Below are 11,315 nucleotides of genomic sequence, written 5' to 3'. Positions count from 1 at the left end.
AATACGCCCGTACGAGTGGCGTTCCCGTTGTAGGGGCGTATTGCATACGCCTGCCCCCGATTGCATTTTAATTATGTAGGCGAAAAATTTTTCACCCGCACGTCAATCTTTGTCAAAGTTCTAAAACTTTGACAAAGGTTTTTTAGTACGTTTTTGGATAAATAGTGGGTAGGTGTAATATGCCCGTACGTGAAGTTATAATTCTTCCGTGGTGGATTTTTCTTCGGCTTGTTGGGCATTTCGTTTTGCCTCTTCCAAATCGTTTTCTTCGGGCGTATTGGGTTCTTGGATTTTTATCAGCGGTTGATTTTTTTCTTCCTCACTAAAAATTTCGTCTTTGCTGTGGATACGTTCATCGCCCCGCCAGATAAATTCCCGAAACTTGCGGTCGTTTTTGTCGAGTTTGTCTTCCGGATATAAATTTCCCGACGGTTGGGTGATGAAAACCACCTGCTCCACTTGTTGCTTGTCGTCCAGATACAATTTTATGTGGCTACACGTGAGCTTATTAATGCCGATACGCTCGTTTTTATCGTTGTATACATAATAAATCGATTCGGTATTTTGCATAAAATCGATTTGTTTAAGCTGATTTTTCTTGAACTTGCCGTAAAGTGTTTTTCCTTTTACTTGATTGTAACCGTCGCCCAGTGTATCTTTTTCCACTACCAAGGCATTGTGAAACACTTTGAGCGAGTCGAGCTGTTCGGTTTTGGTATTGGCTATCAGATGGATACTGTCGCCGGTCATTTGGCTCTCCCCCGTCCAAACTACGGGCTTGCCGATGAGCTGGGTAAGTCCGTTTAGCTCGACGGAATGAATGGAATCACATTTTGCCTGCATATCCGATTTAAAAATGCGCGCATCGGGGTACACACGTATCACGCGGCTCTTTTCCTTGCCCGTAACGAGTATTTTCTTTCCGTGCATATACATTGAATCCTTCTCAACGAGTGATATGATGACGGGCTTTTTGGTGATGAACATCGAGTCTCTGGCTTTGTGGATTTCGCCGTAATGTCCCTTCACGATGGTTTGATTTACGGTATCGATAACGACGATATTGTTAGTCCCCGATGCAAAATTTCGCTTTTTGTCAAAATAGAGGCTATCGCCTTTGAGGGTTTTCAGGTCGTAATCAATGACGGCGTTTTTCTTGAAGTAGCCCTCTTCTTGGCGGGTGTCGTAGAAACCGCGTTCGCAGTATACTTTGTAATCTTTCCCCGTGATGGTCGTTGCTCCATAGAAGTAAGCGTTGCCCGTCGGGTGATAATAATCAAGCACTTGCGAGTCCACCACAAAATCTTTATTAACAATCTTTACCGAATTGGTAAACTGATTTTTTTTCTTTTCGATGAAGTATTTTCCGGTTTTGCTGGTAAGTTCGTTTTCAACGTCGGTGATTTTTCCGAAATTGTTATAGTAGGCTTCTTGGGTGTTTCGGTCTAAAAAAAGTTCTTCGGTTTCGAGGGTCATCGTTTCGTTGCGCAGCACCACGCTCTCTTTGGCAATGGCGGTTTTGAGGTTTCCGTTATACGAAATGTACTGGCTGTTCATCTGCAAGGTATCGCCCTGCTGTACCAAAACATCACCGTGTGCGATGACTTCGTTTTTTTCTTCGTACAGCACCGCCAAATCACACCAAACGTCCAGCCCTTGGTGACGGAACTGTACTTTTTTCCCATCTGTTTTAAAGATGGTGGCGCCGGGGTATTTTACATTGTCGATGGTGAACTCCCCGCCGTAAATGATTTCAATACGCTTTACTTTCGGCTCGTTATTCTGAGCAGATATTCGCATAAAAGCGATTAAAAAAACGATAAGTAAGGCTATGGGTCTCATTTCTATTGTACTGATTAGCTGTCTGTTTTGACTAATATTGCGGTGCGGTTTACTAAAACCTGTATCGCATTGAAATACCGAACTGCGGTGCGGCGTTCATTTCGTTGCTGTTAAAAAAAGGCTCGACCGAGAGACGCTCGTCCACGTTGAACTGTTTCAGATGCGCATCTACGTTGGCTTCGATGATGTTTAAGGCGTATAAACCTACGGTTATCAGTAGGGAAAGCTCTTGATTTCGGCGGTAAAACTGTTGCGCCCGTTGAAGTCCGTCGGTGCTTAAACGCGGTTGCCCGTCACTGCGGTTGCCGTAAAATTCGTCATCGGTAAAGCCCGAAAGCCTGCGTTTGTAGGCGGTTTGGTATCGATTGAGTTCTTTTGTGTTGCGAACGTAAAAGTAAATCCCCGTACCGATAGCACCGTACACTAGCGGAATTTTCCAGTAACTTTTGTTGTAAGCCTGCCCCAGTCCGGGTAAAATTGCCGAATAGAAAGCCGCTCTTGCCGGTGAGAGCGGGTCGGTATTCCAAGTGATTTTTTGCGGTTCGGCAGTTTTGCCTTCCGTTGTTTTCACGTGCAAAGTATCGGTGCGTGCCTCTTCCTGCCCGTATAAATAACACAGGTTCAGCAAGCAGGCCAGTATGAAAACAACCGATTTAAACATCTTGTTGTAACAATCGTTGAATGCGTTTAAAATCTTCTTCCGATGAAAACGGAATGGTAAGCGTTCCTTTTCCGTTTTTGGCGACTTTCACGGAAACTTTTGCTCCGAAGAACCGATTTAGGTTTTCCACATTTTCTTGAATATAAGCAGATGTGAAATTTTCATTCGATTTCTTCCCGATTTCAGGCGTTACGGTCGGGTTTTGTACAACCGCCTGCGGATTTTGAATGTCGCGCACCAATTCTTCGGTATCGCGAACGGACAAGTTTTCAGATATAATACGCTGATAAATATCCACTTGCTGTTCCGAATCTTCAATGGCGATGATTGCCCGTCCGTGCCCCATTGTGATGAATCCGTCACGGATTCCGGTTTGGATTACGGGAGCTAACTTCAACAATCGCAAATAGTTGGTGATTGTGGAGCGTTTTTTGCCCACACGCTTACTCATTTGGTCTTGCGTGAGGTTTATTTCTTCAATAAGGCGTTGGTATGAAAGGGCGATTTCGATGGGGTCTAAGTCCTGACGCTGAATGTTTTCCACCAAAGCCATCGTGAGCGACTCGTTGTCATCGGCAATACGAATATACGCAGGAACGGTTTTAAGTCCCGCCAATTTCGATGCACGGAAACGGCGTTCGCCCGAAATCAATTCAAATTTATTGAACCCGATTTTGCGTACGGTAATGGGTTGGATAACGCCCAATTCTTCAATGGATGACGCCAATCCTTTTAGTTCGTCTTCATTAAATGAAGTTCGGGGCTGAAACGGATTTACTTCAATGGAGTCAAGTTCCAGCTCAATGATATTGCCAACAACCTTTTCGGCATTTTTGTCATTGACCGAATTGATGTCATTCTCCGGATTATTCCCGAAAATAGCCGAAACTCCCCGCCCCAAGGCTTGTTTTTTAAACGCTTTTGCCATTTATGTTTTTAAACTTTATTTTTATCGATAATTTCTTGTGCCAAATTGATGTGGTTGGTAGCCCCTTTACTGGTGGCATCGTAATTAATAATGGTTTCGCCGAAGCTCGGAGCCTCGCTCAAACGCACGTTACGCTGGATAATCGTTTTGAAAACCATATCGCTGAAATGCTTCTGAACCTCTTCAACTACTTGATTTGAAAGGCGAAGGCGTGCATCGTACATCGTCAGTAACAATCCTTCAATGTCCAAATTCGGGTTGAAAACTTTTTGAACTTGTTTTACCGTGTTGAGCAATTTGCCCAATCCTTCAAGTGCAAAATACTCGCATTGAATCGGGATAATAACCGAATTGGCTGCCGTTAAGGCATTTAACGTGATAAGCCCCAATGACGGTGCACAATCAATCAAGATGTAATCATATTGGTCTTTAATGGGTTCCAACGCTTTTTTAAGCATAAACTCACGTTGCTCTTTATCAACCAGTTCTATCTCAATGGCTACCAAATCAATATGAGCGGCGATTAAATCCAAATTAGGAGAATCGGTTTTGATAATCATATCGGTAATATCAACCGTATGCTCTAAAAGTTCATATGTTCCGTGTTCAACAGACTCGACATCAATGCCCAAGCCGGAGGTTGCATTTGCCTGAGGGTCAGCGTCAATGAGCAATACTTTTTTTTCCAGTACGCCCAATGAAGCGGCTAAATTAACCGAAGTGGTGGTCTTCCCTACTCCGCCTTTTTGATTTGCAACAGCAATGATTTTGCCCATAAGTTTCCTATTTTATTAATTATATACGAGGTGCGATTGTTTTTATTTTTTAAAAAAGTCCGGGAATGTTCGGCATACCTTCTTTGGCTACGGCAGCTAACTCATTTTCATTGATTTGCGTAGCTTTTGCAATGGCTTTGTTTAAGGTCAGTACCAAATAATCCTCTAATTCTTCCTTATCAGAAAGCAATTTTTCATCAATTTCGATGGATTTTATTTCACGATTTGCTGTCACGGTTACTTTCACTGCTCCGTTAGGCGATGTTTCGTCAATCAAAACGTGGTTTAAACGCTGTTTTGTATCTTCTATTTTTTGTTGGGTTTCTTTGAGTTTCCCCATCATTCCCATAAGGTCTCCAAACATATCTGCTTAATTTTTCGTGTGGACAAAAGTAAGCATTTTTTTTGAAGTAACAAGTTTCAAAAAAAATCATTCCAAAAAGTGAGTTGCAATTTTCAGAAAAACAATTGTATATCAGAAAATTAAAAAGTAACGGTTTATTTTTTTGTATTCTTGCCCGCAAATTGTGGCGTAATTTCTTCAATCATCGTATATTTGCGGGGAATTATACAATTTTGTAATATTAATAATAATTGAGTAAAAAACAGATGTAGTTTTACATATGAAAAAGAATGTTTTATGAAAATACACAACACTTTTGGAATTGATATTCAAGCTGATACATACATAGAGATTCTTTCGGAAAACGATTTGGTGCAGGCGTTAAAAAAATATCCGAATCCGTTTGTTTTGGGCGGCGGAAGCAATATGCTTTTGACCAAAAATATCGAAAAACCGGTGTTTCATATTCGGCTTAAAGGAATTTCTGTTGAAAGGCAAACGGATGATTTTGTGTGGGTTAAGGCAATGGCGGGCGAAAATTGGCACGATTTTGTGCTTTTTACGTTGGAAAACGGTTGGGGCGGACTTGAAAATTTATCCCTCATTCCCGGAAACGTAGGAACCGCTCCCGTGCAAAATATCGGGGCTTACGGTGTTGAAATTAAAGATGTTATGGAAAATTGTGAAGCCGTTGACATCCAAACACATATAAAACGAGCATTTACCAATCAAGATTGTAAGTTTGCCTATCGCGAATCGGTTTTTAAAAACGAAGAAAAAAAAAATTACATCATCACTTCGGTAACGTTTAAACTCACCAAAAAAAATCATATTTTACGAACCGAATATGGTGATATTCAGAAAGTTTTATCCGAAAAAGGAATTACAAATCCCACTCCTTCCGATGTTTCGCAAGCCGTTATTTCTATCCGAGAAAGCAAACTCCCCGACCCTAAAAAAATAGGCAACAGCGGTAGTTTTTTTAAAAATCCGATTGTAAAACAAGCTGATTTTGAAAAAGTTAAACAGCAATTTCCACAAATGCCTTTTTATGAAGTAAATCAAGAATTTGTAAAAATTCCGGCGGGTTGGCTCATTGACACTTGCGGACTAAAAGGCTACCGAAAAGACGACGCCGGCGTACACGAAAAACAAGCACTCGTTTTGGTAAATTACGGCAAGGCTACCGGATTAGAAATCCTTGAAGTGGCTCATTTTGTGCGAAATACAGTAAAAGAAAAATTTGGCATCGATTTGGAATTTGAAGTAAATATTTTTTAAAATAAATTCTCTTTATCAAAAAACGAATCTTCTGATAAAGAGAGTTTTACTTCTGTTAGAAAAAATTCAAAAATTATTTTTGTTCTTCTTGATTTTGAACATTTTTAACGATTACAAACTGTGCTTTTGAGCCTGTCGCCAAATTCCATTGATTTTGGGCGATGACCCTACCTTTATCATCTAAAACCTTGAAATCGGCTGTGTTAGGACCGGATTCTCCTTGGTTTAGCGCTAAAAATTCTATGTTATTAAATCCCGGTTTGAGTATGATTTGAAAGCCCCGATATTCGCCCGTTAAAAAAACATCTTGCACTTCCACTTTTCCGTTTATTAAAATGCTAACTCGGTCGCCGTCAATGGCTTGATGGTCGCGACAGTACACATTCACATAGCCGCCATCACTTGCAAAATCACCAAAAAACTGATTCCCTTTTGGGGCGTCGTAATCTTCACGTTTATGGTCGTTCAGCACACCGTAATTGGGTTTAAAATCCACTTTTCGGCGTACTAAATTGCTTTTTCCGGTAAAATTAATTTCTTTTTCGGGTAATTTTAACAAAGGTTTGGCTTCGTCTTTTTTAATGGAAAACGGCGTTGAAAACGAATTTTCAGGTATTTCAGTTTCGGGTGCCTCTTCAAGCGGAACAACCACCGGAATTTTCCTTTTGGAGGTTTCAAAAGGCTGTGCAAAAACCATCATAGTGGCAAAAAATCCGAAAAATAAAGTAAAAAATATTTTTTTCATACTACTGAAATGTTCAAAATTTTAAACGGAATGATTGTTATGTTCAGTTTGTAATTCTTGATTTTTTTTATGCAAACGCTCTAATTTCAATACTTTAATGAGTAAAAAAACGCCTGCCGCAAAGAAAAAAATCAAAAAAACAACCGAATTTCGCATACTGTTTGTCAGTTGGTCGATGATACCATATATTCCCATACCAATAATAATGCCAATTTTTTCGGTCACGTCATAAAAACTGAAAAAAGAGGTCGTGTCTTTGGTTTCGGGAAGGTATGCCGAGTAGGTGGAACGCGAAAGCGTTTGAATGCCGCCCATTACCAGCCCAACAAGCACCGCCGTGATGTAAAAATGCGTCGGGAAAATCACGAAATAGGCTATAATACAGATACTTATCCAAATGCAATTTAAAACGATAAGTACCGGAATTTTTCCTATTTTTTTGACACACAAAACAGTGAGTTTGGCGCCGAGTATGGCAACCAATTGAATGATTAAAATGCTTACTATCAGTCCAATAGTTTTTTCATCATCGGTTTTCCATTGCACTTCTTGTTCGCCAAAATAAGCTGCCACAAGCATTACGGTTTGCACTCCCATACTGTAAACAAAAAAGGCAAACAAATAGGCTTTCAATCGGTTTGAGTTTTTGAGTTTTTTCCAGACTTCACGCAGTTCTTTATGTCCGTTAAATACGATTGATTTTGTGATTTTTCCGCGTTCTTTTTCAAATTTCGGGAGATACCAAAATGAATATTGGCTAAACGCAATCCACCAAATCCCGACGGTTACAAATGAAATTCGCATTGCTTTTTGCGTTGCCGCCACTTCATCGCCTCCGATACCGAAATACGACGGATACATCACCATCGCTAAATTGAAAATCAAAAGCAATGTACAGCCTAAATATCCCATTATGAATCCCTTAGCGCTGACATCATCATATTGTTCGGGTAGCGCCACATCCGGAAGATATGAGTTGTAAAACACGATGCTCCCCCAAAAACCAACAACTCCGCCAAAATATGCCAAAAGCCCGACGTATATATTTTCCAACGAAAACCAATACAACCCGATGCACGAAATGGCACCCAAATAACAAAAAAACTTCATAAAAGTTTTTTTATTACCCAGATAATCAGCTATTCCGCTTAAAATAGGAGCAAGAATTACCACTGCCAAAAAAGCCAATGCCGTAACAAAAGCGATAACCGCCGTGTTTTTGAACTCAATGCCAAAAAGATGAATGTGCGTGATGCCGGCTATTTTGAATAAAAGTCCGTAAAAAATCGGGAAAACAGCCGAAACAATCGTTAAACTGTACACCGAGTTTGCCCAATCGTAAAAAATCCAAGCTCGTAGCAGTTTTTTATGTCCACGCGGAAAATGCGCCATTTTAAAGGTTAATTTCTGGTTTGGTGGAGCAAATATATGATTTTTTACCGAAAAAAAACAATTTCGTTTGAAAACAACGAGGTTTGTATTGGCTAAAACTCGGTAAATCATTTGGTATTTTTCATTTTTTTCATATCTTTGTAATTCAAACAACGAAATTATGATTCATTACATATCAAATGAAACATTGGTGCTAGAACATATTGAAGCACTGATAGTCAATGATATAAAACTAAAATTATCGGAAGAAGCTATTTTGAACGCCAAAAGGTGCAGTTCTTTTTTAAATGATGAAATTTTAACCCGAACGGGAACTGATTTTGCTTCTGAAAATCAGCATAATTTATTAAAATCGTATGCCTGTGGCATTGGTAATCCCGTGCCTGACACGATAGTGAAATTGATGTTGTTCTTAAAAATACAATCGCTTTGTTACGGATTTAGTGGCGTTCGGTTGGAAATTATTGAACGTTTTTTGGATTTTTATAATAATGATGTTTTGCCGGTGGTGTATTCACAAGATGCTCCTGATGACCGTATTGCATTGGCACACTTGGCGTTACCGCTCATTGGTGAGGGCGAAGTACGAATTGACAAAAAAGTGTTTTCGGCTTGTGAATTGGAAAGTAAATTCGGTTGGAAGCCGCTGAAAATGAAGGATAAAGAAGCCGAAGCCTTGCTCGGCGGTACACAACTCACTACGGCTTATGGTGTTTTTAATTTAATTAAATCGCTGAAAATAAACAAAGTATCAGATTTTGTGTCGTCTATTTCCGTGCAGGTTTTCGGTACAAATCCGCTTTATTTTTCAGAGCAAGTGCAAGTGGTTCGTCCACACAAAGGACAAATACAAACTGCCGAACAATTATCTAAAATCATAAAAAACAATCGATTACAAAAATATTTTGATAAAAACGCATCTTGTTGCGCGCCGGAGGCTTTTTGCGCCATTCCGCAAGTTCACGGGGCAGTGAAGGATACGATTTCATACGTTCGGCGCATTATCAAAACCGAAGTAAATTCAACAACCGATAATTTTTTGGTGTTTCCGCACTTAAAACAAGTAATCACGGGCGGAAATTCGCATACCTTGCCACTGTCATTAGGTTTGGATTTTCTTTCAATTGCGCTGACAAGTCTCGGAAATATTTCAGAACGACGTATATTTTACCTTATTTCAGCCTTAAATAATGAAAAAATGGCTAAAAATGCAAGGGTTTTACTGGATTTATCCGTTTTTCAGCGAATCACCGAAGGAATTTTGGCTGAAAATAAACGATTATCTGTTCCTGTGAGTGTTGAAAGTCCTATTTTTAGTGAAAAAATGACGGATATTAAAGGAATGGGAGGCAGTTCTGCTGTAAAATGCAGTCAAGTGATTAAAAATATTGAACAGATTTTAGCCATAGAACTTCTTGTGGCAACGTTGCTTATTTCGGAAGAAAAAATCACTTTTGAATCGGATATTATCAAAGAATATATGCAATTTTTAAACCTAAACAACGAAAATGAGTCTATTTTAAAGAAAAATATTCAAAAAACAGTACAATTTTTTAATGAAAACGAATTTTTTTAGTATTTCTATTGAAAAAATAATCAATTATGCATAATTATATTACGAAACTCAAGTTAATGAACTCAAAAAAGTATTTTTTTGTCCTTTTGGTAGGGATTGCTTTCCAAAGTTGTAAAAATACCGGCAGTCCTGAGCAGTTGGTTGAGGAAATAAAATCAAGAGAAACGTATGAAAATTTCCGAACGATTTCTATTTCAGATACCACACAAAAGTCTTTTAATCAGATAATTATCGTAGATTCGGTATTCCGAAAAACGATTATTTCCGAAACGAAAAGTTTTTACAAACAAAACAATTTTCAAACGCGTTGGTTGTATGAGCGCAAAGCAACGAAATTGTTTTATGATTATATGAACGTTTTGGAAAATTCAGAAAACTACGGACTAAATCCGCAAACGTATCGTTATCAATCGCTTAAAAATCAGGTAGATTCACTTTATGCCTCCTCCCCTACTTTGCCGGCCATTGAAAAATTGGATAAAGAAATTACGGCTTCTTTTTTGCTATTAACCAGACATTTAGAAAGCGGGCGTATCAAAAAATTGGCACACGGCAAACACATTTGGAGGCGCTCGAAAAAAAATCGAGATGATGTGGAAATTCTTTTGAAAATGAAAGATGATGAAAATTTATCTGAAATAATGGACGTGCTGCATCCGCAACACACACTTTATCAGCGAATGAGTGAAAAATATAAATCGTTGAAAAACAAGCCTGACGATACTTTACGCAATGTTGTGATTGAAAATGCCAAAGAATTTTTGATGGGCTACAAAGATAAATCGGTGGGTGATTTGCGTTATAATTTGCTGAAAAAAGGATATGAAGCAATAGCCGAAAAGTCAGAAAATCAAGTAGATAACTCATTGTTGAAGGCTTTGATGCATTTTCAAAAAGATAACGGTTTGTACCCCGACGGAATTCCCGGAAAATCAACGCTTTATTACGTAAATATGAACGTTTCACAACAACGGGAATTGCTTCGGCTTAATATGGAACGTATCAGGCTGTTAAACAATAATTTAGGAGATGATTACATCATCGTGAATATCCCTGATTTTAAATTGTTTGTATATCATAAAGATTCGGTAATTCACCAAATGAATGTGATTGTAGGCAGGGAATATACGGCAACTCCCGTTTTTGTGGATACGCTTAAATATGTTGAATTTCGCCCTACGTGGACGGTTCCGCAAAGCATCATAAAAAATGAAATGATTCCGCAGATGGTTGCTCAATCCGACCCCGAGAAATACCAAAAACGAGGTTATACGCTTTATGAAAACGGCAAAAAAATCGACCCGAAAACGGTGGATTGGTCAAGCCCCGACATTAAAAAACGGACATTCAGGTTTGTAGAAGCTCCTTCGGCACGAAATTCTTTGGGATTGGTAAAGTTTATTTTAACCAACGATATGAGTATTTATCTGCACGACACGCCCTCGCCCCGCCTCTTTGCAAGGGAAAATCGTGCACTGAGTCACGGTTGCGTGCGTGTGGAACAACCCGTGGAACTCGCCTATTTACTTCTAAAAAATCAAGAGGGTGATTGGACGCGTGAAAAAGTGGAAGAAGCAATGCAATCAGGGCGTAACCAACGCCGTATTGCTCTGAAAACAAAATATTTGGTCAATATTCTCTACATTACGGCTTGGGTTGATGAAAATGACAAACTCATTATTAAGAATGATATCTATGGCTTTGACCAAGAGCAACTTAAAGAATTGAAACGCTATGAGTAAACAAAAAAGCCTAAACGCCACTGGTGTTT

At 39.2% G+C, this 11,315-nt stretch carries 9 protein-coding genes and 1 pseudogene; 3 read left to right on the top strand and 7 right to left on the bottom strand.

Features of this window, described 5'->3' with window-relative positions; translation table 11 throughout:
* Positions 1-195: 195 nt before the first annotated feature.
* From Q4D72_RS08150 to Q4D72_RS08130, 5 genes are read right to left on the bottom strand one after another with little or no spacing between them, the layout of a single operon-like run.
* Complete coding sequence (locus Q4D72_RS08150; RefSeq protein ID WP_303077328.1) at positions 196-1,842, bottom strand: OstA-like protein; 1,647 nt, start codon at positions 1,840-1,842, stop codon at positions 196-198.
* 52 nt (positions 1,843-1,894) lie between these two features.
* Positions 1,895-2,503 (bottom strand): DUF5683 domain-containing protein, encoded by a 609-nt coding sequence (locus Q4D72_RS08145; protein WP_303077327.1) that lies wholly within the window; start codon positions 2,501-2,503, stop codon positions 1,895-1,897.
* A complete protein-coding gene (locus Q4D72_RS08140; RefSeq protein ID WP_303077326.1) occupies positions 2,496-3,431 on the bottom strand; it encodes a ParB/RepB/Spo0J family partition protein in 936 nt (311 codons plus the stop codon). Before Q4D72_RS08140 ends, Q4D72_RS08145 begins: the two co-directional genes overlap by 8 nt.
* An 8-nt stretch (positions 3,432-3,439) precedes the next feature.
* Entirely contained in the window at positions 3,440-4,207 is a 768-nt protein-coding gene (locus tag Q4D72_RS08135; RefSeq protein ID WP_303077325.1) for a ParA family protein, read from the bottom strand.
* 49 nt (positions 4,208-4,256) lie between these two features.
* Positions 4,257-4,571: a YbaB/EbfC family nucleoid-associated protein gene (locus tag Q4D72_RS08130; RefSeq protein WP_303077324.1), complete on the bottom strand. Its 315-nt coding sequence runs from the start codon at positions 4,569-4,571 to the stop codon at positions 4,257-4,259.
* A gap of 261 nt (positions 4,572-4,832) precedes the next feature.
* Between Q4D72_RS08130 and murB the strand changes: the two are divergent.
* Positions 4,833-5,831: pseudogene (gene murB, locus Q4D72_RS08125) on the top strand (UDP-N-acetylmuramate dehydrogenase); the annotation flags it as partial.
* Positions 5,832-5,904: 73 nt separating this feature from the next.
* Here the strand turns inward: murB and Q4D72_RS08120 are convergent.
* Together Q4D72_RS08120 and Q4D72_RS08115 are read right to left on the bottom strand one after the other, a co-directional pair.
* Positions 5,905-6,576, bottom strand: coding sequence for a hypothetical protein (locus tag Q4D72_RS08120; RefSeq protein ID WP_303077322.1), 672 nt, complete (start codon positions 6,574-6,576; stop codon positions 5,905-5,907).
* A gap of 21 nt (positions 6,577-6,597) precedes the next feature.
* Positions 6,598-7,968 carry an MFS transporter gene (locus Q4D72_RS08115; protein ID WP_303077321.1) on the bottom strand — a complete coding sequence of 457 codons (1,371 nt, stop codon included), beginning with the start codon at positions 7,966-7,968 and terminating at the stop codon, positions 6,598-6,600.
* 160 nt (positions 7,969-8,128) lie between these two features.
* Here Q4D72_RS08115 and Q4D72_RS08110 point away from each other — a divergent pair, with 160 nt between their 5' ends.
* Positions 8,129-9,544 (top strand): aromatic amino acid ammonia-lyase, encoded by a 1,416-nt coding sequence (locus Q4D72_RS08110; protein WP_303077320.1) that lies wholly within the window; start codon positions 8,129-8,131, stop codon positions 9,542-9,544.
* Between the two features lie 56 nt (positions 9,545-9,600).
* Entirely contained in the window at positions 9,601-11,286 is a 1,686-nt protein-coding gene (locus Q4D72_RS08105; RefSeq protein ID WP_303077319.1) for a murein L,D-transpeptidase, read from the top strand.
* Positions 11,287-11,315 lie beyond the last annotated feature (29 nt).

Source organism: Capnocytophaga sp. (genome assembly GCF_030532915.1).
Lineage (GTDB): Bacteria > Bacteroidota > Bacteroidia > Flavobacteriales > Flavobacteriaceae > Capnocytophaga.
This window is presented reverse-complemented; position numbering and strand designations above follow the sequence as displayed.